Genomic DNA, 23,217 nt, shown 5'->3' with positions numbered 1-23,217 from the left:
TTATGTAAAATAGTACGCGATCTGGCATCTAATCTCCTGCATCATGTCCTTATATGATAATCAACACAAAACCCTGCCGATTGCCAGCAGGGCTTTGTAGTCGAACAAGGTATCTGAGATACCCTGCTCTATATGTTCCCTTTACTTGCCGGGAGTCAAATCTTAGACTACGTTTAAAACAACATCAATGTTGCCGCGTGTTGCTTTGGAATATGGACAGAAATCATGCGCCTTGCGGGCCAGTTCCTCTGCTTGACTGTGATCCACACCAGGCATACTCACGTCCAGACGAACAGACAGCTGGAAACCGTCATCCGCAGGGTCTTTACCAATGGATACGTTACTTGTAACGACCACATCCTCCAATTTCACACCTGCTTTGCGTGCTACATTGGCAAGGGCACTTTCATAACATGCTCCATATCCAGCGGCAAAAAGCTGCTCAGGGTTAGTACCCTCACCACCGGAACCTCCAAGCTCTTTTGGCATTTTCAGATCATGCTTAAGCACGCCATCCGAAGAAGTCACAGAACCTGTACGTCCACCTTTAACTGTCGCTACTGCTGTATATAAAGCTTCCATTAAGAATCTCTCCCTTATCCATATAGTTTTTTACTGCCTTCCTTTCAATTTAAACTTCTGGCTCATTTTGAAACGCAATTTTGTATCTTTATCAGCTTTTACAACTTTATTATTTTCATGCATTTCAATGCCATGGCTGTATTTTCCCTAAGGTTGGGTAATATACGAAGGGGTATATTCAAGCTACAACCGAAATTTTGTGCTGATACATAAAAGTTGCACTAGACAAAAATAATTGAAGGAGTACAATGTAACAATAAACATAAAAATTTATATATATCATGAGCGGTTTGTACCGCATCAATATCTCCAAATCAATCATTCAAAGTCAGGTGATTATCGTATGAGTAAAAAAAATCCGTTCAACGCTCCTTCAAGAGAATCATTGTCTACTGCGGGCATGGCCCCTTCCCTTGGAGAAGCACATAGTTCCATGAAAGTTCCGCAGAATGCTGCATGGTGGAAGAAATTCCTCGCCTTTGTAGGCCCAGGATACCTCGTTGCCGTAGGTTACATGGACCCCGGGAACTGGGCGACAGATATCGCAGGCGGCTCGCAGTTCGGGTATACCTTGTTATCGGTTATCCTGTTATCGAACCTGATGGCCGTTGTCCTTCAGTCGCTGGCTGGCAAGCTTGGCATCGTCACTGGACGGGATCTGGCTCAAGCCTGTCGTGAACGATTCAGCATGCCTGTTGTCATAATGTTATGGATTCTGTGTGAACTCGCCATTGCAGCTACCGATCTGGCTGAGGTCATAGGTTCTGCCATCGCGTTAAAGCTGTTATTTAACATCCCCATGTTATACGGCGTTATCATCACCGCAGTTGATGTACTCCTGATTCTTGTACTGCAAAACAAAGGTTTCCGCGCTCTGGAAACACTTGTCATTGTGCTGATGGCAACCATAGCCCTCTGCTTCGGGATTGATCTGTTTCTGGCGAAACCGGATATGGGCGGTGTTCTCCATGGTTTTGTACCAAATGTTGAGATTCTGCAAAACCCGGCCATGCTCTATATCGCTATTGGTATTATCGGAGCAACCGTGATGCCGCATAATCTGTACCTGCATTCTTCCATTGTGCAGACCCGTCAGATCGAACAGACCCCACAGGGCAAAAAAGAAGCCATTCGGTACTCGACCATGGATTCTACAATCGCGCTGACACTGGCCCTGTTCATCAATGCAGCCATCCTGATTGTATCTGCAGCTGTATTTCACAGTGCTGGTATGACGCAGGTTGCTGAGATCGCTGATGCCTATCATCTGCTGACACCTCTATTAGGTACTACGGTTGCAAGTATCTTGTTCGGTGTGGCGCTGTTAGCATCAGGTCAGAACTCTACCCTTACAGGTACACTCGCTGGGCAGATCGTTATGGAAGGTTTCCTGAACATTCGAATTCCGGCTTGGCTGCGCAGACTGGTCACACGTCTGATCGCCATCATCCCAGCGGTAATTGTCACAGCGATTGCAGGAGAACACGGCACAGAAGAACTGCTCATTTTGAGCCAGGTCGTGCTGTCTCTTCAATTGCCCTTTGCTGTAATTCCCCTGGTGATGTTCACGAGTGATAAAAAAAGCATGGGTGCATTCGCCAACAAATTGTGGCTCAAAATCATCTCATGGTTCATTGCAGCTGTTATCGTTGTGTTGAATGTATATCTGATCATTCAGACGATTCGGTTATTCTAATCTCGTTCTTATCGACTAAATACTAAAAAGGCTGATCAACTCCGGTATTCTATACCCAGGTTAATCAGCCTTTATTGTTGCAATACAGCAAGGTGTTTCCTTTTATAGTAAAACTCAAACTCCAATAAACAATCATCTAAACCTGATTTGGTATCAGTAACGGCAGGAGTTGATCCAATGAATCAACAGTCCAATCCGCACGTTGGTCATCCGATAGATCTGGTTGGAATCTTCCGTAACCCTGCATAATTCGAATCGTACGCATGCCCAGCTTCCGTGCAGGTATAATGTCGTTATCGATCCGATCGCCGATCATGACGGCTTCCTCCGGTTCACAACCGGCCTGCTTCAAGGCTACAGCGTATAACTCAGGGTCTGGCTTGGACACTCCTTCTTCAGCCGAGCAGGCCAGAACATCAACATACTTCCGCAAGCCGTAACTCTCCAGTCTCTCTTCCGTTCCAGGACTCTGATTGGCAATAATGCCAATGTGATAATGCCGTGACAGCTGCTGAAGAACAGAATCCGCTGAAGGAAAAGGACGTTCAAGATCTTTTTGAAACTTCAGCTTGTCCTGAATCTGTTTCTGGTGTCCCTCGTCTTCAACGAATGTGCGAATCGCCACTCTCATAGGCCATTGCTCATATTTCTGGTAACAGTTCGCGAACAGTTCGCGTACCGCCTCAATCTTCACCGGATACCCCAATGCACAGGCTTCGCGGACGAACTGTCCGATAATATCATCAACCGGCTCCCATTCATCCACCAGCGTATCTCCAACATCAAAAAACAACCATTTCAATCCACCTACATCCGGCACGCCAATTCCTCCTTGTAAGCATAACAAAGAAGACTCACCATCATGCATGAGTCTCCTCAAACTTCCGTTTATCGATACATTCAATTATAACAGGCACCTTACACCTGAGCAATCACAAGCTATGGCATTAACCATTGAGGAGAAAGCCAACTTCCCCATTGAGCGAATATACAATCCGGTCTGCGCCCATGCCCCGATAGATGCCCTTAGGATGACTCTGCTCCGTAATCACGCACAGGGATTTCGATGTCCATGAACGGCAGATCTGTAAATAACGACAGGTCAGATTCAGGCTGTTCTCGAAAATAAACACGTTGCCTACGCTGCCCTGCGGCAAAAACCATTTTTGAGCTGCAGCCGTGTTCATGCGAATGACATGTTCTACTCCGATTCTACGGAGTCTGCGCTCTTCCCCTGCACTGTTGGTTAGAACGGCAAACGGCATTTTTTTATACATCAGCAATTTAATAAATTTGCGTCCTGCTTCATTTGGAGCAGTCACTAAGATCATCTCAGTATCCATCATTCGTTCCTCCCTTGGTGTGAAAAGACAACAAAAAAGAAGCGTGGGGGACCAAGGCCTCCCGAACGCTTCTTAAATAATCCATGGCGAAAACACCATGAACCAGCGTACGGCTTGTTGCCTCTCCCTTTAACGCTTACGAGGTTAGCTGACGGATTCGGGCGCGAGAGTCGCCCTATTTCCGGCTGTCACCGGAAAATTCACCCCATGAATGCCACTGTCCTGGACAGCACATTCCGTTGGTTCCCCCGTTTCCCATTCATCAATGAATGGAAACTCAGCGATTAAAACATCGTTCGTATATCTTAAGGATAAGATCGAGCGATATTATCGTTTGTTTCGTTTTTCAAGTACAATTTTAGTTTAAATTGAAATTACGTAATGAATCATACACCCGTGCCATGTCGGTGTAAAGTCCGCCCAGATCACCGAATCGGCAGATTTTTGCCAATTCCCATCCATAATAACGCTTACAACAAAGTTATACTCTATCTATCTCTTCAAGGCTATCTAATTCTCACTCTAACGATAATCACATCCCAATTCATTCACGTATTCTGCACAACTTGCCTGTTTTGATTCTTTTAACACCATATTAGTTTTGCAATATTTAATTGTAACCAATATAATAGAAGATATAAGAGTAAATAAATGGAGGCGATTTAGATGACAGTCTACGATTACAAAGTGAATACCCTTCGCGGTCAAGAAGTTGAAATGTCCAACTACCGTGACAAAGTGTTACTGATCGTGAATACGGCAAGCTCATGCGGCCTTACCCCTCAATTCAAAGGACTGCAAGAACTGCAAGACAAGTTTCAAGATGCTCCATTTGAAGTTCTTGGTTTCCCAAGCAACCAGTTTGCACAGGAAAAAGGATCTTCCGACGATATTGCCGAGTTCTGTCAGATGAATTATGGCGTAAGCTTCCCTATGTTTGAGAAAATTGATGTGAACGGCTCAAGCGCTCACCCTCTTTTCCAACACCTTAGCACAGAAGCTCCTGGCCTGCTCGGCTCCAAAGCAATCAAATGGAATTTCACCAAATTCCTTGTGGATCAGAACGGACAGGTAATCAAACGTTATGCTCCCAAAACAACACCTGACAAGATTGAAGAAGATATCAAAAACTTGCTGCAAAAATAATACATTGGCCACCCGTAGCCGGAAGGTAGAGCACCATTTCCCCGGTAATGGATGGCCTTTTTTTTCTCAACTTTGATGTCAAACTGTTCAAAAAGACAAAAAAAGAAGCTTTCCATTAATGGAAAGCTTCTTTTTAATCGTTCATATGATGCGGTCGAGAGGACTCGAACCTCCACGGGCATACGCCCACTACCCCCTCAAGATAGCGTGTCTGCCATTCCACCACGACCGCATGTCGTAAATAATCGGCAACAGAATTGATTATACCGGGTTCAGAACCAAAAGTAAAGTATTATTTAATACTTCTTTTTCAGCTAGGTATTTTCATCAAAAATCGCATAATCTCGTCATCTTTACCCATGAACTGCATATGATTAGATTTAATCCCCTCTTTTTCGGTAAGAGCCGATCTTGTTGATTCATTTATATATAGTCCTTCCTTATATATAGTCCACCCTGCACTTCGCCATATAAATAACACAATAAGTTATATAAAATAACACAATATTAAATTATAGATTTAATCCATTAATATTCACGGATACTATTGACAAAAAGCGGACATTTATGGGATGATAACTATCATATAATTCGGATTTCCAAACACAAAGCAAACAAAAAGGAATACAAATGTCACTTTAAGTGACATTTAACGAACACAGGAGGCGAATGATTGTGAACCGTGGGAATAAGCTGCTCGATTATGTCAAACTGCTTGATTCCTCTATTCAGGTCGGAGGGTTCACCCATTCCTTCGGCATGGATATCCACATCAGGGAGGGTACCATTCGTAATGCTGAAGATCTCGAATCATTCATGCGTTGTCAGTTGCATCCCAGCATTGTTCGTCTTGAAGGTATGGCCATTAAAGGCATCTATACCGCAGCAGATCACAAGGATACATGGCGGATAGCTCTGATCGACAAGCTCGTCCATGTTCAGCGAACCCCTGGAGATCTCAGAAAACAAGCTGCCGCGATGGGTAAACGATTAATCAGACTTGCACGCGCTCTGCACCCCTGGATTGAATTCAGCCAGCTCGAACAGATCTTTGCCAAATACGATTCGGTTGGTTGCCTCTCGACTGTTCACGCCTGGATTAACCACCACCTCGACATCCCGGTCGAGGAGGCGGTCCTTGGTTACCTGCATTCAGCCATGAATGCCTGCATAACCGAAGCCTCCAAAGTCATTCCCCTGAACAATGATACAACCAAGGATCTGATGGTCCGCCTGGCCACAGATCTGGAGAATGAATGGAAGACCGTCAGCGCCTCGGCTGCGGATGGACTGGCACAGCCAACCTCGATGTCCATGAAATCGTTTTTCCCCAGTTTCCATATGCTCGGAGCTGGACTTCATGCCTACAGGGCCTAATCCTCTTCCTCCTCATACCTGCTCCCCTTCATTCAAACAAACTAAAAAACACGCGGCAACCTCCTTGCCGACGTGTTTTTTGTCATTTTATTTGTTTCATTTACGTATTTACGCCATTTATCATCACAAAATACACTTTTTTCCGTCTTTTTTAATTGTTAGATGACGAATTTACGTATATAATGAAACATACAGCTCGCATTTCTATATATTCTACATGAAGAAAGGGCGGCTGAATACTACATTCTAACCAGGGGTGAACCCTTTTGAACAAGAAGAAACCAGTTACTCCGTTCGGATGGGCCATCAAACGACGGCTAACCGAACTTCAAGTGGACCAGAAGACCTTTTGTGAACAGCATGGCATCCCACCCTATCGTTTATCCAATCTTATTCACGGCACACGCAAAGCAACCCGATTCAGGCACCTGGTCGCTGATATTTTGGATATTCCAGATGAACTGAGATAAGATTTCTGCCAAAGGAGGGTCTCATCCATGAGACATGTTACATCCGATCTGGAGAGGCTGTCGTTCCAGTCCATACGTCACCAGCTCATCATCGTTGATCACAATTGGATTATCCAAAGTTGTAACCGTGCCTGGCAACAGGGACTCGGTCAATGCTCACCAAACCCGGATACACACAGTAGTTATAGACATTACCTGCATCTGACGGAAGCCTGGGCAAAACGAAGCAAAAACGCTAACATGGCACTTGTCGCACAGAATTTGAAAGAACGCGGAATACCCTTTAATCGAAATCATACATATGACATCTGCGTGTATACTGTATACAACGAAAAGAGGTGGTTTCGTGTAGAACTCACCCCTCTATCTTATGCGAATTCAATTCTGGATACCGATCTCACTTTAATTGCGCACATGGATATTACCGAACAAAGAAAGACAGAACACCAATTGAAGAAGGCATTGTCTGAAGTGCGTACATTGCGCGGACTGCTGCCTATTTGCGCCGTCTGCAAACAAATCAAGGACGAAGAGGAACATTGGAACTCCGTTGAGAGTTATCTGGAGAAGCATACCCATGCCGAATTTACCCACGACATCTGTCCAGAATGCATCCGGCGGTTATATCCGAAATACTCGAATATCCTGGACAAGCGTTCCTGAAACCTCTCTCCACTCGCCGACTAACTACACTATACGGAGAGATGATGTTCAAACTGCGACATATCCAGTTCTTGCGGTGTCCCATGCAGGGTTATGGTTCCTTTGTCCATGATATAGATGTAATCTGCGGCACTTCGTACAAAATCAATACTCTGCTCTACCAGCAGAACCGAGAGGTTCCCCTTTGCCTTGAGCTGCAAAATAACCTGCCGAATGTCCTCCACGATAGAAGGCTGGATGCCTTCTGTCGGCTCATCAAGTAGCAACAACCCCGGACGCGAAGCCAATGCCCGGGCAAACGCCAACTGTTGCTGCTGTCCACCACTCAGATCCCCGCCCTGCCGTCCATACATCGTCGCAAGCACTGGAAACATCGCCAGTACATCCTCCGGGAACGTTTTTACTCCCGGAGCACTTGTCTCCAGACCAAGCAATAAGTTTTCTTTCACCGTAAGCTGCGGGAAAATCTCCCGCCCCTGCGGTACATAACCAATCCCTGCCCTTGCCCGCTTGGCTGTGTCCAAGGTGGATAACTCCTGATTTTGCCACTGAATACTGCCCTTGCGTGTTTTGAGCAGCCCCATTAATGTTTTCATCAACGTTGTTTTCCCTACACCGTTACGGCCCATCAGACACACCACCTGTCCAGGCTGTACATCCAGGTTCACACCACGAAGCACATTGCTTTCCCCGTAGCCGGATTCAATTCGTTGCAGCGACAGCATGGTCATCCCTCCTTTTGCCCAGATACACTTCTGCCACTTTCGGGTCTGCCTGTACCTCCGCCATCGTACCTTCCTTCAGCAGTTTTCCTTCATGCATCACCGTTACCTTGGCTGCGAACTCTCGCACAAACTCCATATCATGCTCCACCACCACAACCGAGCGCTCACGCGCAATCTCTTGCAGAAGTCGCCCGGTCTTATGTGTTTCTTCATCCGTCATGCCTGCGGCTGGTTCGTCCAGCAACAACACCCGTGGCTCCTGCAGAAGCAGCATGCCGATCTCCAGCCACTGCTTCTCCCCATGTGATAACGCTCCTGCGCGAGCATCAACGCGGTCTTGCAGACCAATCTGGAGGGTAACAACCTCCATGGCAGCACTCATTTTCCCATATCTCCGAATGCCGATGGCTTGCAAAGGGGAACGGCGAGTCTCCGCCGCCAGTGTCAGATTCTCCTGCACCGTCAGACCCGCAAAGATCGATGGCGCCTGGAATTTGCGTCCCACACCTTTGCGAACAATCTGGTGCTCCTTCAGTCGTGTTAATTCCGTGCCATCCCCCATCTTCACCGAGCCGGACATGGGTTTTGTTTTGCCACATATCACATCCAGCATCGTTGTTTTCCCTGCACCATTGGGTCCGATCAGAAAATGCAGGTCATGTTCATGCAGCTTCAGATTCATGCCTTTGACAGCAACGAACCCACCAAAGGCCACCGTAATATCCTCGGCTACCAACACCGCTAATTCCTCAGTAGACTTTAGGTTTTTCCCGAGTGACTTGGACATGCGCACTCTCTCCTCTCCGCTTCAGCAAGCGAACGATATGACGATATACACCTACAATACCGTTTGGCATGAACAAAACTACCGTTACAAAGAGCCCGCCAATGACAAACAACCATCCTTCGGGATAAGCCTCACTTATGCCTGTTTTGGCTGCATTCAGCACCACTGCTCCGATGACCGCTCCAATAAGCGTACCGCGACCACCCAACGCAACCCACAGGACCATCTCAATGGAGGGCACAATCCCCATCATCGATGGCGAGATAATACCGACCTGAAGAACAAACAACATACCCGCGATGCCTGCAAGCGCACCGGAAAAAGCAAAAGCCAGCGTTTTATATCCTGCCGGATCATATCCGAGGAATCGTACCCGATTCTCCCCATCCCGCGCAGCTTCAAGCACTTGGCCGAACCGACTGTTCACCATTCGACGACAGAGCATATAAGCGATCACCAGAACAGCAAGCGTTATATAGTAGAGAGCAATCGTCGTTCCAGCGGAATGAAGTGTAAAACCAAAGATCGAATTATATCCGGTAATGCCATTTGTTCCACCCGTCCATTCCTGTTTACCAACAAAGAGTGTTACCGTAATAAGAACCAAGGCTTGAGTCAGGATGGTAAAATATACACCGGTGATCCGGTTACGGAACGTAAACCACCCCAGGGCAAAGGCGAGCAATGCCGGAAGGGCTATCCCCAATAACAGCGCCACCGGGAAAGAACGAAACGGCTCCCAGAACCATGGCAGACCACTGAGACCACTCCATCCCATGAAGTCAGGAAGTGTTGCTCCACTGGCCTGAAGCTTCAGATACATCGCCATCGCGTATCCACCCAGACCAAAGAACACCCCATGCCCAAGACTCAACACACCGCCATAACCCCAGATCAGATCGAGACCAATGGCCAGGATCGCCAGCGCCAAAAACTTGGCTAACAGACTCAGACGAAACTCCGTGGAGATTAGTGGAGCAAGACACATCATGATGAGTACAACCGCCCAGATAATCCTCATTTTCAGACTGCCAGTCTTGAGTAAAGCGGACATGAACTAACCCCCTTCTTCACGTTAATCGAGACTACGTGTACGCATCGCGACCAAACCGCGTGGTTTCCATTGCAGAAAAGCAACGATACATACAAACACAAGCACCTTGCCAATGGAAGCCGATGTATAGGTTTCGAACAGCGTGTTGAACATACCAATCCCCAGTGCACCGCACACGGTTCCAACCAATTTCCCTACCCCACCCAGGACAACGACCATGAACGCATCCACAATATAATACGTACCAAGTGAAGGACCAATCGGACCAATGAGCGTTAATGCACAGCCAGCAATTCCGGCAATGCCCGAACCAATAGCAAAGGTCATGCCATCTACCCGCCGGGTCGAAATCCCAAGACACCCCGCCATGCTCCGATTTTGCATTACAGCCCTCATTCGTCTTCCGGAAGACGTTCGATAGATATAGAGATACATGCACAGCAGCACAACCGCAACCAGTGCGATAATGAAAATTCGTTTATACGGAAATACAATACCATCCGAGATCGCCAATCCCCCATTGAGCCAGGCCGGACTGGATACTCCTACATTTGGCGCTCCGAATATCGTACGGGCCAGTTGTTGCAGCATCATGCCTACACCCCATGTCGCAAGCAGACTGTCCAGCGGCCTGCCATATAGATGCCTGATCAGCACCACTTCAAGCAACCAGCCAATCAGAGCCGCTACAATGAACGCAATCGGTAGAGCCACAACAAAGTAGGCACCAAACCACGCCGCTGGAGCATAGGACATAAACAGATTTTGTGTTACATACGTTGCATATGCACCGATCATGATCAGTTCACCGTGAGCCATATTGATGACATTCATCAGCCCAAACGTTACTGCAAGCCCCAATGCAATCAACAACAGAATTGAACTGATACTCAGACCGTTGAACATCTGCAGGATAAACATATCCATCGCTATCCCCTCCTCCATACCGTGACTCTCGACATTTCACAACTTAAATTAGCGGCAGCAACACTTCTCACATCACAGTAACGCTTTACCGCGATACGGTGAGAGGATGTGTTGTCACACCCTCGTTTATGTGTCGGCTGCTTTGAAGCGAGTTGCCTGTTTTATTGCGAGGTTTCTATGTTATTTAGCGCTGAGGGAAGCTCCCCATTCATACGTTTTCAGATAAGGGTCCGGCTTGACAGGCGCACCAGAATTCCACAATTCCTTGAACTGCCCATCTTCCTGCACTTCACCGATCCGTACGGTTTTGTAGATATGCTGATTCTCTCCATCCACGGTTACCTTACCTTCCGGGGCATCAAACTCCAGACCCTTGGCAGCTGCCTTCACCTTCTCCACGTCGGTTGATCCTGCTTTTTCCACCGCCGCTTTCCAGAGATAAACCGCCACATATCCCGCTTCAATCGGATCAGCTGTCACTCGATCAGCACCGTATTTTTCTTTGTACTTGGCAACAAATGTAGCATTTTCAGGTGTATCGGTTGTCTGATAATAATTCCACGAAGCCAGATGCCCCTTCAATACGTCTGCGCCAATACCACGGATTTCTTCCTCCGCCACACTTACCGAGAGGGTTGTCATCTGATCCGAGGAGATTCCGGCATCCTTCAATTGTTTGAAGAAAGCCACATTGCTATCTCCGTTCAGCGTATTGTATACAATATCCGGCTTCGCAGCCTTGATTTTGCTTATGATGGTACTGTAATCGGTATGGCCCAGCGGTGTGTATTCTTCACCCACCACTTCGCCGCCCTCTGCTGCGAGTTGTGCCTTAATGACCTGATTGGCCGTTTTCGGAAATACATAATCTGAACCGAGCAGATAAAACGTCTTGCCCCTGTTCTCCAGTAACCAGGTTACAGATGGAACGATCTGCTGATTGGTTGTTGCTCCTGTATAAAAAATATTTGGCGATGATTCCAATCCTTCATATTGTACCGGGTAAAATAACAGACCTTTGTTCTGTTCGAACACTGGGAGCATCGCCTTCCGACTTGCAGAGGTCCATCCACCAAATACAGCAGCGACCTTATCCTGTTGCAGTAACTTCCCAGCTTTCTCCGCAAAAGTAGGCCAATCCGAAGCACCATCCTCAATTACAGGCTCGATCTGTTTACCCAAAACTCCGCCCGCGGCGTTGATCTCTTCAATAGCAAGCATCTCGGCATCTTTAACAGATACCTCACTGATCGCCATCGTTCCGCTGAGAGAGTGAAGAATGCCAACTTTAATCGTATCACCGGAGGCAGCCGGCTCTCCTGTACCACCTGAACCCGAAGCTTCAGGCGGCGCAGTGCCCTCCACACATCCTGTCATCACAATGACCACACCGAGCAAAATACTCCATAACTTGACCGACCTCTTCTTCAATAGCCTACACTCCCTTTTTTTAGTCTATTGACGAACATTAAGGTCATTTGCGTCCGAAATGTTCGTTGATCCAAATTATGGAGGGTTACACTCTTCATGTCAATATAGCTTACATAATTTTATTTCATGCCTACTCGTTTCATGCATACTGCTAATATGCCTTGAAGCTTATTGACAAAGGATTCACCCTGTGTGAGTATATTTAACATATAACATGATCCATGAACATATCAGACATTATAAGCGAAAGGTCGGATTGCCTTGCACTGGACTGAGCAGGAAAAGGAAAAACTCCTGATTACCGTGGCCGCTAACCTCGCCCGTGAACGAAGAGCACGCGGACTCAAGTTGAATGTTCCCGAAGCCATCGCCTTGTTGACCTCCGAACTGATGGAACGAGCACGGGATGGAATGAGTGTTGCCGAATTAATGAGATACGGAGGCACCATCCTGACACGTGAAGACTGTATGGATGGTGTTCCCGATATGATTCCTGAAGTACAGGTAGAAGCCACATTTCCTGACGGTACGAAACTGGTTACTGTACACGAACCTATACGCTGAGAAAGGCAGGAGAAACCATGATTCCTGGTGAATACCGTTTGAAGCCAGATGACGACATCATCTGTCATCCGGATCGTTTAACCCTACGACTCATTGTCCTTAACCGCGGCGACCGCCCCGTCCAGGTCGGCTCTCACGTTCACTTTTATGAAGTTAATGCAGCACTGGACTTTGATCGCACGTCAGCTTTTGGACATCGCCTGCACATTCCGGCAGGCACCGCAGTCCGCTTCGAACCTGGTGAAGAGAAACCTGTTGAACTCACAACCTTTGGCGGCAAACGCCAGATTCACGGGTTCAACGGATTAACCGAAGGCTCTGCGGATCAAGCTCCTGATCCACTGAAACTGGAGGCATTCCTGAAGACGTTCTCTCCTCCCATACAAGATGGGGGTGAATCTTCATGAAACGAATGAGCCGTGAACAGTACGCGTCCATGTTTGGACCGACAACCGGCGATGCCGTAAGACTTGCAGATACCGAACTATGGGCAGAGATTGAACATGATTATGCCGTATACGGAGATGAGAGCAAGTTCGGGGGCGGCAAGGTTATCCGCGACGGGATGGGCCAGTCTACGACTGCTCTGCGAAGTGACGGCACTCCTGATACTGTTATCACCAACGCTATCATTATCGATCATTGGGGCATTGTAAAAGCGGATATCGGCATTCGGGATGGTCACATCTGCGCCATTGGCAAATCCGGTAACCCGGATACAATGGATGGCGTTCATCCCGCTCTGGTCATCGGTGCTTCCACCGAAATCATCGCTGGTGAAGGCATGATTGTAACTGCTGGCGGCATTGATACCCATATTCATTTCATCTGCCCACAGCAGATTCAGACTGCATTATCCTCCGGGGTCACGACCATGATCGGCGGCGGAACAGGACCCGCAACAGGAACCAAAGCCACCACCTGCACACCAGGAGCCTGGCACATCCACCGGATGTTAGAATCGGCAGAGGCTTTTCCCATGAACATCGGTTACCTTGGCAAAGGCAACAGTTCCAGTACCGCACCTTTAATTGAACAGATTGAAGCTGGGGTAATCGGCCTGAAGCTGCATGAAGATTGGGGCACTACGCCGAGCGCTATCGATGCTTGCCTGACTGCCGCCGGGGAACATGATGTTCAAGTCGCTATCCACACCGATACACTGAACGAAACCGGATTTCTCGAAAACACCCTGGCTGCGATCAACGGCCGGACGATCCACACGTACCATACGGAAGGCGCTGGTGGCGGACACGCACCGGATATTATCCGGGCCGCTGGGGAGTCCTACGTTATCCCCTCATCAACCAACCCAACACGACCGTACACACGCAACACCGTAGAAGAGCACCTTGATATGTTGATGGTGTGTCACCATCTGGACCCTTCCATCCCGGAAGATGTCGCTTTTGCCGATTCACGGATTCGTCCCGAAACCATCGCAGCAGAAGACATTTTGCATGATCTTGGCGTGTTCAGCATCATCAGCTCCGATTCACAGGCCATGGGCCGAGTGGGCGAAGTCATTATCCGTACCTGGCAGACAGCCGACAAAATGAAAAAACAGCGCGGTAAACTTGAACTCAACTCGGATTCACCCTCCGATAACGATCGGATCAAGAGATATGTCGCCAAGTACACCATCAATCCAGCTATTGCACACGGAATCGGTCATCTCGTCGGTTCGGTGGAAGTTGGAAAGCTGGCCGATCTAATCGTATGGAAACCAGCCTACTTCGGAGTTAAACCCGAGATTGTCATCAAAGGTGGCATGATTACATTCGCCCAGATGGGTGATCCCAATGCATCCATCCCGACACCTCAGCCGGTATTTGGCAGACCCATGTTCGGAGCTTATGGTAGCGCCATTGCCAGCGGATCGATCACCTTTGTCTCCCAAGCCGCAGCAGATGCGGGGATCAAAGAGTCATTGGGCCTGAAAAAGCGGGTTGAACCCGTCAAGGGCTGTCGCTCGGTCAGTAAAAAAGACATGATTCATAACGACGTCACCCCTGTCATTGAAGTCGATCCCGAGACCTATGAGGTACGCGCCGACGGCGAGCTTCTCACCTGTGAACCCGCAGACGAGTTGCCTATGGCACAGCGGTACTTTATGTTTTGATAGAAATACGGATTAGCTGATAAGGGGGCACTCATGATGAACAGTGGCACGAAGCTACTCCGTTATGTTCAGCTGCTGGATTCGGCCCTGCCTATCGGTGGTTTCTCCCATTCCTTCGGTCTGGAAGCTTACACGCATGATGGCACCGTGCAAAATACCGCGCAGCTTGAACAGTTTATTCGCAGCCAACTTCATTCCAGTCTTGTACGACTAGATGGTCTTGCCATCAAAGGCGTCTATCAGGCGATAAAACAGCAAGATGCCGCTCTACTTGCCCTGTATGATAAACGTGTCCACGCCCAGCGCTCCCCTCGGGAACTCAGGGAAAGCGGCCACAAAATGGGAAAACGACTGCTCAAGCTGGCCCGTTCACTCTATCCATGGATGGACTTTTCCCTAATTGATAAGGCCATCCGGGAACATGGCGCGTATTGCGGCATCACGACCATTCACGGTTATATCAACTATCAGTTGGAGATTGAATTGGATGAAGCCGTTACCGGGCATCTGTATACCTCGGTGAACGCTTATGTGAACAGCGCACTTCGCCTGCTGCCCATCGGACAAACCGAAGCGCAGATGTTGATTCAAAAACTGCTTGACGATATCGAAGCGGAATGGGCGCTCATTCGGGAAAACGACCCGGAAGATATGCACAGCTTCGGAATCGCCCAGGAAATCTACGCCATGCGGCATGAGACCTTACCCGCGCGGCTGTTTATGTCTTAACTACAACTTTTATCTAACTTAGGAGGAATTGTTATGTGTGGAGGAGCTAATCATACGCATCATCCGGAGTGGGAACGTAAGGCATTTGATCGGAGTCGTCCGATGCGAATTGGAATTGGTGGACCGGTAGGCTCAGGTAAAACAGCCCTGGTGGAGAAGCTGTCCAAGGCACTGCGTACACGTTATAGCCTTGCTGTCATCACGAATGACATTTATACCAAGGAAGATGCCGAGATTTTGCTGCGTCAGAATGCCCTGGCACCAGAGCGTATTATTGGCGTAGAGACAGGCGGATGCCCACACACGGCTATTCGTGAGGATGCCTCCATGAATTTCGAAGCAGTTGACGAGTTGATTGAACGTTTCCCGGATCTGCAACTGATCTTCATCGAGAGTGGCGGCGACAATCTCTCTGCTGCATTCAGTCCGGAACTGGCTGATGTGTTCATCTACATTATCGACGTTGCCCAAGGGGAGAAACTTCCTCGCAAAGGCGGTCCTGGCATCACGCGTTCAGATCTGTTGTTAATCAACAAAACCGACCTTGCCCCTTACGTTGGAGCAAGCCTGGAAGTTATGAAAAATGATACCGAGCGGGTACGCGAAGGCCGCCCTTATGTCATGTCTAATCTAATGAGCGGTGAAGGTGTATCCGAGATTGTCCACTGGCTTGAACATCAATATATGGATGACGATGCTTCCGCTGCACATCTGCATTCACACAGCCATGAACATGGCACTCACTCGCATTAAATCATCTTCTGTCCCCACGGGAACAGAGATAAATGGGAATGAAAGTGCAGGTGCGCCCGTCACACGCCGCAGCGAGCTTCGGGCCACCTTTGCCTTTCAAGGCGACCGGACTGTCATGACTGATCGTTATTACAGCGCACCTCTCCGGTTTAGCCGATCCTTTCGACCTCCCGGAGGCGGAACCGAATTATGTGTGTACACGTCAGACGTCTCGCCCGGAGTCCTTAACGGGGATCATTATCATTCCGAGTGGGAATTAGGTGAAGGCACCCATGTCATGCTGAGCAGCACATCTGCTACCAGACTTCATCCTACACCTTCCATTCCCTCATCCGTTAATCATCACTTTCGGTTGGGAAAAGGGGCCACGCTGGAATACTTTCCTGAATGCGTCATTCCCTTCAAAGGAAGTTCTTCTTCGCTCGCTGTAACCTTTGAGCTGGAAGAAAGGGCAATCTTGGCCTATGCAGATATCTGGTCTGCCGGACGGATTCATCGGGGAGAAGCTTTCCAATTCGAGCGTTACCGCAGCTTGACGGAGATATGGCAAGGTGAACAACTGGCTGTCTGGGATCGATTCGGACTCGAACCGGATACCGATGATCCCAAACACTCCGCGTCTCTCCTTCACTATACCCATACCGCTGCGTTGTGGATGATCGCACCGGGGCTTGGTACTGCGGAGTTGGAGCAAGTCAGATCCGCGCTGCCACCAGATGGACGGATGCTCGCAGGTGCAAGTTTGCTGGCAACCGGAGGCATCGGCGTTCGACTCCTTGGCATGGCAGCTTGGGAGCTTCAGGAGCAGTGTCTTCAGATCTGGAACACACTCCGCCCCCATCTGCTGGGCAAAGAAACTCTTGTCTTTCGTAAATAAGGGCATGAAGCATGCATGGTTAATACAAAAAAACCTCTGAACTGTCTCCGAGTGTGTTCGGATTAGTCCAGAGGTTTTTGTACATTCAGTCTATGGATGCTGCTCATATCACTTACGCTTCGTTTTCCTCAGAATCGTTCTCTGATTTGTTCTCAGGTTTATAGCGATAGTCGCCTGCATCCTTGCTTTCCTTGGATTTGCGGTAACGAGTGAACTCAATATATTCGCTGATAAAAGACTGTTCCACAGTCGATAATTCACTTTCTTGGCAATTCAATTGCCGCAAAACGTCAAAAAAATAATCCTCCCGTTTTTCCCGAACCATCGCTTCCTTCGATGGACGTCCAATCATGAGCCAGTCAAGGCTCACATCAAAAAACGAAGCAATCTCAATTAATTTATTCGTACTCGGAATAGACTTGCCACGTTTCCAATCACCCAGATTGCCTGTGCTAATCTTCAGCTGTTGGCAGAAAGCCTTCTTGGTCATTCCTCGTTCGGCAATCAGGTGTTCAATTCGCTCATAGATCGACTGCATACAAGAACCGCCTTCCAACCGTAATAATCAACTCATCTGCTTGAATTATACCACATTATTCCTGAATGCTCAGCCTTTATATGCCTGGCACAGAATGATGTATATCGTATAACACAAAGATAGACTCCCATGAATGATCATAGAAGTCTATCTTATGTTGTTGCTGTGATGCGGTCGAGAGGACTCGAACCTCCACGGGTATACACCCACTACCCCCTCAAGATAGCGTGTCTGCCATTCCACCACGACCGCATATTCAATTGTAAAAATGGTGAGCCATGAAGGGCTCGAACCTTCGACACCCTGATTAAAAGTCAGGTGCTCTACCAACTGAGCTAATGGCTCTTGCTGTAAACTTCACCGGATGTGCCATGCTTCATTCTTGTCTATAAGAGCAATGACTTTGAGGATTACTCATCGAAAATGTAGATCTCATGAGGTGGTGAAGATATGACCCGTAGGGGATTCGAACCCCTGTTACCTCCGTGAAAGGGAGGTGTCTTAACCCCTTGACCAACGGGCCTTAATAACAAGTTGTCTTTCTTGGCGACAAGAATGAGTATACCACAGGACAATTTGAACTTGCAATACTTTTTTTGAAATTTATTTTTCAAGCCTTTTTGTCCATTGCATACTGTTCTTCAGAGCCCCGTTATTCGCCACCTCCCCTATTCATGCCAATGTCATCACTATGCAGGAAAAATGTGAATCATTCATTAAAACACTTATAAAAACTTACGTTCACTTATAATATTGCAAATCACATTAAGAATACTTATAATTAAAGTATCAGTATAAGTACGGTCATCCATACACTCGGAGGTGACATGTTTGTTTCAAGAAGAACGAATGCAGCTCATTGTTGAACATCTACGCAAACACAATCGCATCTCAGCCGATGATATTGTCTCCTTGTTTGATGTATCACGGGATACTGCACGCAGGGATCTGATCAAGCTTGAGGAACAGGATGCCATTATCCGAACACGTGGCGGCGCGATTCTCCCCCCTCCTCCGCAAGAATTCAGATCCTACAAAGACCGTTTACTCGATGTATCTGAGGAAAAGAGGGCCATCGGCAAACTCGCTGCGGCCATTGTAAGGCAAGGCGAGATCATTATTCTGGACTCTTCCACGACTGTGCAGGCCTGTGCCGAGAACTTGAACGGCAAATCCTGTACCATCATTACTAATTCGATTCATTCCGCTGATCTTCTCTCCAATCACACTGCTGTCCAGATTCGTTTGCTCGGAGGCAAAGTAGATAAGGAACAACGTTATGTCTACGGTACCTCTGTTATCGAGACCCTCTCCCACTATTATGTAGATAAAGCCTTTATCGGTATTGGCGGTATCACCATGGATGGCTTCAGCGCTTCCGAAGAGGAAGGGAAAATTAAACACCAAATGATGAAAGCTGCCAAGAAGGTTGTTGTTCTTGCAGATCAATCCAAGTTTGATAGACGTTATGGTTATCGTTTTGCCGACTGGTCATTGGTGGATGTATTGATTACGGATCAATGGCCAACCAAAGAATGGCTTGTTTTTCTAGCCGAACAACAGGTTGAGATTCTCATTCCTGAACCAACAGATGATAAGGAGTTGTAAATATATGAAATTATTTGCCACAGATTTAGATGGAACTTTGTTGAACATAGATAGCCAGATTAGCCCGGAGAACGCCGCAGCCATCCAAAAGGCCCAGCAATCCGGTATGAAGGTTACCATTGCTACAGGACGCGTCTATTCCGATGTTGTGACCATCAGCCGCGAAGGCGGAATCAAAACCCCAATTATCGGCTCTAACGGAGCGACAATTCATGATGCAGACGGTGAACGTTTATTCCATCTTCCGCTTGAGCGTGATACAGCAGCTTCCGTCATGCAGTGGCTGGAAGATCATGATGTCTATTATGAGGCTTCAACGCAACAAGGCATCTATGCCCCGCGTAGCAGTCATGAGACCTTGCTCGCCGAGATGGAACGTGTTCTTGGTTCGAACCCTGGTGAGGACATTGCACGCATGATTCGCTCCATCAAGAAACACTATGACAAAAAAGACTACCACCGCGTAAACAGCCATCTGGAAATTCCGGCAGAAGCCTACATCTATAATATTATGGCCTTCTCCATGAATCCGGACAAAGTAAAGACAGGACGAGAATACTTCGCATCCCGATCCGATGTCGCCATGGTTGTATCCTTTGAGCATAACTTCGAAATGCAGCACCCGGACGTATCCAAAGGTAATGCACTCACCAAACTGGCGGCTCACCTGAACATCTCCATGGAAGATACAGTAGCGATCGGTGATAACTTCAACGATGTCTCCATGTTAAAAATGGCAGGACTCGGCATCGCCATGGGTAATGGCGAACCCGAAATCCAGGCATTAGCCAAAGCCATAACGCTAACCAATGTGGAGCACGGTGTTGCCCATGCCATTGAGTGCCTGCTTGAAGGTAAACCGGTATCCCGCCCAGAAACGACTGTCGGAGAAGGTCAGTAATTGAACCCATACTGAATTAAGCACTGACCCTGCATGGTCACCTGTTGATCCATGCAGGTTCTCTTTATTTTAACTCAGCAGATCGAACGTGAGGCACATCCTGTAACAAAATAATCAGTTGCTCGCCCCGGTATGAACCCGGCAGTTGCAACGTGAACTCAAGCACAGTCTCTTCCACGGAGTCTGTGCTTGTTTGCTGTTCTGTCTTAAATCCGATGACTGATATCTTCTCCTGCCCCAGCAGTGCCAAAACAGTCTTCAGGGCCTCTCCCTCATTTTGCAGATGGATGGTTAACGTCTCTGTTCGGGCGGATACCAGCCAGCGTGTGGGTCTATGCAGTAACATCTGTGCCACGACAATAAGCAGTGTCACGCCCGCACCCGTCCAATACAGACCTGAACCCACGGCAAGTCCCATGCCCGCCGTAGCCCATATGCCAGCTGCTGTGGTTAATCCCCTGACCGTGTGACGCTGTGTGAAGATCATGCCCGCTCCAATGAACCCCACACCGCTAACGACTTGTGCAGCGATCCTTGAAGGGTCAAGGGACAGATTGTCCCAGCCAGCCTGATCCTGGAATCCGTATTTCGATACAATCATCATCAGGGCAGCACCAACGGCGACCACAAAATGAGTACGGATTCCCGCTTCTTTCATTCGATTCTTCCGCTCATATCCGATTAGCACACCACATATTCCAGCTATGAGTACACGCATCAAATATTCCACTTCCATGCACATCACCTCTTTCATTATGTATATGCTTACATGAGTCTATCTTTACTATTACCCAATCTTTCACTGACCATATAAGTTGAACTAAAGATTATTTACACTGGCACTACGATGACAGAACAACCTTCCAATCGCTGTTATCCCCAGATTTTTTCTATTCCCTTTCCTAAAGGGGAAAATCCGGTGATAGCGTATGCTTCCGATGTAGCTTTCTTTCAGAAAGCTTTTAGGCGAGTGTGTGCTTTCGAAGTAGCTTTCTTTCAGAAAGCTTTTAGCTTCGCTTTTTCAGTTTTTTTCTGTCCTCTCCGTTATCGTGTAAATGATTAATTCATCTTTTATAATAAAAAGCCTCTACTCAGGTCAATTCTCTGCCCGAAAATTGCCCCCTTGTCTCTCTCCCAATCCGTAATAATGTCTGAAATTATATATCAGCGGATGCCATTCTTCTGGATTAATCTTGTTCGGTCCAGATATTAGCCTTGTGTGCGCGTGCACCTTCACCGCTTTCACTTCCACAATCGCCATGAACGGTGTATGTTCGGGAATACGTATGTGTTGTACAGCCGCTTCAATCTGGAGCGGACATTCAGCTATTTTATCTGGAGCCACCTGAACCGATGATTCAGATGTCAGTCCAGCTACGGTGAATTTATCATGACAATATTCATAGCCCATCTGCCTTTTCTCCTCAGGAACCGGGCTAACTCCCGTATAACGACCCAATGCCTCAACCTGTTTCCACATAGTCGCATCCGGCAAATTAATCACACACTCCCGATGTCGACTCAGATTTTCATAGGCTTTGCCTTGAGTACCTAGACCGAGAACCAGACAGTCTCCAAGCGCCCAAGACGAAGATAATGGTGACAGGTTGGTTGACCCATCCTCATTTAATGTGCTTAGCAGCAATACAGGCGTACCATAATATAAAATACTGGGATTAATCGTTTCATGTTGAATCACTGCTGGACTCTCGGACAACTGCCCTGTAGCAAAGTCCTGTTTCGTTATCTTTTTCATCCTGTACCTCTCCTGTTCCCATTCCAATGATTTATAAGCTCAATCTGACCCATATGGGACGATACAACTGGATTGTAATACAGTAATAGTTCAGATATGATCGAAGTATGAATGTATATCCGAATATTACTGTTATTGCGTCGTTAATCGCTGATCCAAGCCGTGCTATTTTTCTGTCATCCTTGCTAGATGGGCGTGCGTTGCCCGCAGGAGAGCTTGCTCATATGGCAAGTGTCACTCCCCAGACGGCAAGCAGCCATCTAGCTAAACTCGTAGAGGGAGGATTACTTGAAGTTGAACAACAAGGACGCCATCGATACTACCGTCTGGCAAACAAAGAAATTGCTAATCTGATTGAAACGATGGCCAGTATTGCTCCGCCTGTACAGATCCGTTCTCTCAAACAATCCAATCAGCTTCAACAACTGAGTCATGCACGGACCTGTTATGGTCATCTGGCCGGGAAATTGGGAATCTCGCTCTGTGAAGCGTTAGTACAGAAGGGGTATCTTTCAGAGCCCGAAGAGGCACACAGCAAGGATTATCAAGTTACAGAGAAAGGAATACAGTGGTTCACTACGTTCGGAATTGAACTTCAGATGAAGCCGGGATCACGCCGGGCCATCGCTCGCAAATGTCTGGATTGGAGCGAACGCCGTCATCATCTCTCAGGTATGCTTGGGGAACAACTCAGACATCGGTTAGCGGAACTGGACTGGATTCGTCAAAAAACAGGAAGTCGCTCTGTCGAAGTAACGGAAGCAGGCAAGAAAGGTTTATACGAGGTGTTAAGCATTACACTTTAAGCAGAAGCGTATACGAGGAATAACCGAAGATCAGTAAACGCAAAAAATCCCCTTCACACTGACCGTTAACCAGTCTAATGTGAAGAGGATTTTTTGTGCAATCAGAACGGAGAGAGGGGTACTCTCACTTCGTTCGAGACTGCGAAGTATTGCTAACAAAGCTTATGCTCCGACGAACCTAACGGAGAGAGAGGGATTCGAACCCTCGCACCGCTTACGCAGTCTAACCCCTTAGCAGAGGGTCCCCTTATAGCCACTTGGGTATCTCTCCAAGAAATGGCTCCCCGAACAGGGCTCGAACCTGTGACAACTCGATTAACAGTCGAGTGCTCTACCAACTGAGCTATCAGGGAAAATTAACT

25 protein-coding genes, 6 tRNA genes and 1 riboswitch are annotated in these 23,217 nt (G+C 47.7%); of the genes, 14 read left to right on the top strand and 17 right to left on the bottom strand.

All coding sequences use genetic code 11. The features are described 5' to 3' along the window. Positions 1-162 precede the first annotated feature (162 nt). Entirely contained in the window at positions 163-582 is a 420-nt protein-coding gene (locus MKY66_RS07195; protein WP_036610819.1) for an organic hydroperoxide resistance protein, read from the bottom strand. Between the two features lie 400 nt (positions 583-982). On the opposite strand from MKY66_RS07195, the gene MKY66_RS07190 reads away from it, so the two are divergent. Beyond that, positions 983-2,278 carry an Nramp family divalent metal transporter gene (locus MKY66_RS07190; protein WP_076209548.1) on the top strand — a complete coding sequence of 432 codons (1,296 nt, stop codon included), beginning with the start codon at positions 983-985 and terminating at the stop codon, positions 2,276-2,278. Positions 2,279-2,414: 136 nt separating this feature from the next. On the opposite strand, the gene MKY66_RS07185 is transcribed toward MKY66_RS07190, so the two are convergent. Together MKY66_RS07185 and MKY66_RS07180 are read right to left on the bottom strand one after the other, a co-directional pair. Continuing rightward, complete coding sequence (locus MKY66_RS07185; RefSeq protein ID WP_076209462.1) at positions 2,415-3,098, bottom strand: HAD family hydrolase; 684 nt, start codon at positions 3,096-3,098, stop codon at positions 2,415-2,417. A 127-nt stretch (positions 3,099-3,225) separates the two neighbouring features. Then, positions 3,226-3,624, bottom strand: a complete 399-nt coding sequence (locus MKY66_RS07180; RefSeq protein ID WP_235193755.1) for a hypothetical protein — start codon at positions 3,622-3,624, stop codon at positions 3,226-3,228. A 115-nt stretch (positions 3,625-3,739) separates the two neighbouring features. Further along, positions 3,740-3,914: riboswitch (cyclic di-AMP (ydaO/yuaA leader) on the bottom strand. A gap of 373 nt (positions 3,915-4,287) precedes the next feature. On the opposite strand from MKY66_RS07180, the gene MKY66_RS07175 reads away from it, so the two are divergent. Next, the gene (locus tag MKY66_RS07175) at positions 4,288-4,767 is read left to right on the top strand and encodes a glutathione peroxidase (protein WP_076209463.1); all 480 of its coding nucleotides are present in this window, start codon (positions 4,288-4,290) and stop codon (positions 4,765-4,767) included. Between the two features lie 149 nt (positions 4,768-4,916). Here the strand turns inward: MKY66_RS07175 and MKY66_RS07170 are convergent. Next, positions 4,917-4,999: transfer RNA gene (locus tag MKY66_RS07170), tRNA-Leu, on the bottom strand. Positions 5,000-5,442: 443 nt separating this feature from the next. Between MKY66_RS07170 and MKY66_RS07165 the strand changes: the two genes are divergently transcribed. From MKY66_RS07165 to MKY66_RS07155, 3 genes are all read left to right on the top strand, one after another. Next, complete coding sequence (locus MKY66_RS07165; RefSeq protein WP_179088491.1) at positions 5,443-6,144, top strand: urease accessory UreF family protein; 702 nt, start codon at positions 5,443-5,445, stop codon at positions 6,142-6,144. 266 nt (positions 6,145-6,410) lie between these two features. Next, positions 6,411-6,614, top strand: a complete 204-nt coding sequence (locus MKY66_RS07160; RefSeq protein WP_017690011.1) for a hypothetical protein — start codon at positions 6,411-6,413, stop codon at positions 6,612-6,614. Positions 6,615-6,641: 27 nt separating this feature from the next. Beyond that, entirely contained in the window at positions 6,642-7,277 is a 636-nt protein-coding gene (locus tag MKY66_RS07155) for a hypothetical protein (RefSeq protein WP_076209465.1), read from the top strand. Between the two features lie 29 nt (positions 7,278-7,306). On the opposite strand, the gene urtE is transcribed toward MKY66_RS07155, so the two are convergent. The 5 genes from urtE to urtA form a co-directional block, all read right to left on the bottom strand. After that, positions 7,307-8,002 carry an urea ABC transporter ATP-binding subunit UrtE gene (gene urtE, locus MKY66_RS07150; RefSeq protein ID WP_076209466.1) on the bottom strand — a complete coding sequence of 232 codons (696 nt, stop codon included), beginning with the start codon at positions 8,000-8,002 and terminating at the stop codon, positions 7,307-7,309. Next, a complete protein-coding gene (gene urtD / locus MKY66_RS07145; protein ID WP_076209467.1) occupies positions 7,980-8,789 on the bottom strand; it encodes an urea ABC transporter ATP-binding protein UrtD in 810 nt (269 codons plus the stop codon). The genes urtE and urtD overlap by 23 nt, the downstream gene beginning before the upstream one ends. Continuing rightward, entirely contained in the window at positions 8,752-9,843 is a 1,092-nt protein-coding gene (urtC, locus tag MKY66_RS07140) for an urea ABC transporter permease subunit UrtC (protein ID WP_076209468.1), read from the bottom strand. The genes urtD and urtC overlap by 38 nt, the downstream gene beginning before the upstream one ends. A 21-nt stretch (positions 9,844-9,864) precedes the next feature. Beyond that, on the bottom strand, positions 9,865-10,770 hold the full coding sequence (gene urtB / locus MKY66_RS07135) for an urea ABC transporter permease subunit UrtB (protein ID WP_036610830.1): 906 nt from the start codon (positions 10,768-10,770) through the stop codon (positions 9,865-9,867). 180 nt (positions 10,771-10,950) lie between these two features. Beyond that, positions 10,951-12,201 carry an urea ABC transporter substrate-binding protein gene (gene urtA / locus MKY66_RS07130; RefSeq protein ID WP_076209469.1) on the bottom strand — a complete coding sequence of 417 codons (1,251 nt, stop codon included), beginning with the start codon at positions 12,199-12,201 and terminating at the stop codon, positions 10,951-10,953. A gap of 261 nt (positions 12,202-12,462) precedes the next feature. Here urtA and MKY66_RS07125 point away from each other — a divergent pair, with 261 nt between their 5' ends. Genes MKY66_RS07125 through MKY66_RS07100 form a run of 6 tightly spaced genes read left to right on the top strand, consistent with a single transcriptional unit; the run spans position 12,463 to position 17,246 of the window. Next, positions 12,463-12,765 carry an urease subunit gamma gene (locus tag MKY66_RS07125; RefSeq protein WP_076209470.1) on the top strand — a complete coding sequence of 101 codons (303 nt, stop codon included), beginning with the start codon at positions 12,463-12,465 and terminating at the stop codon, positions 12,763-12,765. Between the two features lie 17 nt (positions 12,766-12,782). After that, a complete protein-coding gene (locus MKY66_RS07120; protein ID WP_076209471.1) occupies positions 12,783-13,172 on the top strand; it encodes an urease subunit beta in 390 nt (129 codons plus the stop codon). Beyond that, the gene (gene ureC, locus MKY66_RS07115; protein ID WP_076209472.1) at positions 13,169-14,887 is read left to right on the top strand and encodes an urease subunit alpha; all 1,719 of its coding nucleotides are present in this window, start codon (positions 13,169-13,171) and stop codon (positions 14,885-14,887) included. The genes MKY66_RS07120 and ureC overlap by 4 nt, the downstream gene beginning before the upstream one ends. A 33-nt stretch (positions 14,888-14,920) precedes the next feature. Beyond that, on the top strand, positions 14,921-15,616 hold the full coding sequence (locus MKY66_RS07110) for an urease accessory UreF family protein (RefSeq protein WP_082219012.1): 696 nt from the start codon (positions 14,921-14,923) through the stop codon (positions 15,614-15,616). Positions 15,617-15,649: 33 nt separating this feature from the next. Continuing rightward, entirely contained in the window at positions 15,650-16,369 is a 720-nt protein-coding gene (gene ureG / locus MKY66_RS07105) for an urease accessory protein UreG (RefSeq protein WP_017690021.1), read from the top strand. Next, positions 16,344-17,246, top strand: coding sequence for an urease accessory protein UreD (locus tag MKY66_RS07100; protein WP_339807094.1), 903 nt, complete (start codon positions 16,344-16,346; stop codon positions 17,244-17,246). The genes ureG and MKY66_RS07100 overlap by 26 nt, the downstream gene beginning before the upstream one ends. A gap of 112 nt (positions 17,247-17,358) precedes the next feature. On the opposite strand, the gene MKY66_RS07095 is transcribed toward MKY66_RS07100, so the two are convergent. From MKY66_RS07095 to MKY66_RS07080, 4 genes are all read right to left on the bottom strand, one after another. Beyond that, on the bottom strand, positions 17,359-17,784 hold the full coding sequence (locus MKY66_RS07095) for a helix-turn-helix transcriptional regulator (RefSeq protein ID WP_036610863.1): 426 nt from the start codon (positions 17,782-17,784) through the stop codon (positions 17,359-17,361). A gap of 169 nt (positions 17,785-17,953) precedes the next feature. Continuing rightward, positions 17,954-18,036 (bottom strand) — tRNA-Leu (locus MKY66_RS07090). A gap of 17 nt (positions 18,037-18,053) precedes the next feature. Further along, a tRNA-Lys gene (locus MKY66_RS07085) sits at positions 18,054-18,129 on the bottom strand. 106 nt (positions 18,130-18,235) lie between these two features. After that, a tRNA-Glu gene (locus MKY66_RS07080) sits at positions 18,236-18,307 on the bottom strand. Between the two features lie 308 nt (positions 18,308-18,615). Between MKY66_RS07080 and MKY66_RS07075 the strand changes: the two genes are divergently transcribed. Next, positions 18,616-19,392, top strand: a complete 777-nt coding sequence (locus tag MKY66_RS07075; RefSeq protein WP_076209474.1) for a DeoR/GlpR family DNA-binding transcription regulator — start codon at positions 18,616-18,618, stop codon at positions 19,390-19,392. A 4-nt stretch (positions 19,393-19,396) separates the two neighbouring features. Beyond that, a complete protein-coding gene (locus tag MKY66_RS07070) occupies positions 19,397-20,293 on the top strand; it encodes a Cof-type HAD-IIB family hydrolase (protein WP_076209475.1) in 897 nt (298 codons plus the stop codon). A gap of 64 nt (positions 20,294-20,357) precedes the next feature. Here MKY66_RS07070 and MKY66_RS07065 read toward each other — a convergent pair whose 3' ends face one another. Both MKY66_RS07065 and MKY66_RS07060 read right to left on the bottom strand, forming a co-directional pair. After that, positions 20,358-21,029 (bottom strand): MgtC/SapB family protein, encoded by a 672-nt coding sequence (locus MKY66_RS07065; protein WP_017690026.1) that lies wholly within the window; start codon positions 21,027-21,029, stop codon positions 20,358-20,360. A 360-nt stretch (positions 21,030-21,389) separates the two neighbouring features. Continuing rightward, positions 21,390-22,049 carry a flavin reductase family protein gene (locus tag MKY66_RS07060; protein WP_083656945.1) on the bottom strand — a complete coding sequence of 220 codons (660 nt, stop codon included), beginning with the start codon at positions 22,047-22,049 and terminating at the stop codon, positions 21,390-21,392. A 107-nt stretch (positions 22,050-22,156) separates the two neighbouring features. Between MKY66_RS07060 and MKY66_RS07055 the strand changes: the two genes are divergently transcribed. Next, positions 22,157-22,855 (top strand): winged helix-turn-helix domain-containing protein, encoded by a 699-nt coding sequence (locus MKY66_RS07055; RefSeq protein WP_076209476.1) that lies wholly within the window; start codon positions 22,157-22,159, stop codon positions 22,853-22,855. Positions 22,856-23,037: 182 nt separating this feature from the next. On the opposite strand, the gene MKY66_RS07050 is transcribed toward MKY66_RS07055, so the two are convergent. After that, a tRNA-Ser gene (locus MKY66_RS07050) sits at positions 23,038-23,126 on the bottom strand. Positions 23,127-23,132: 6 nt separating this feature from the next. Beyond that, positions 23,133-23,208, bottom strand: a tRNA-Asn gene (locus MKY66_RS07045). Positions 23,209-23,217 lie beyond the last annotated feature (9 nt).

Source organism: Paenibacillus sp. FSL R5-0766, assembly GCF_037971845.1.
GTDB lineage: Bacteria > Bacillota > Bacilli > Paenibacillales > Paenibacillaceae > Paenibacillus.
The sequence above is the reverse complement of the archived record's forward strand: the minus strand, read 5'-3'. Positions and strand labels throughout refer to the sequence as shown.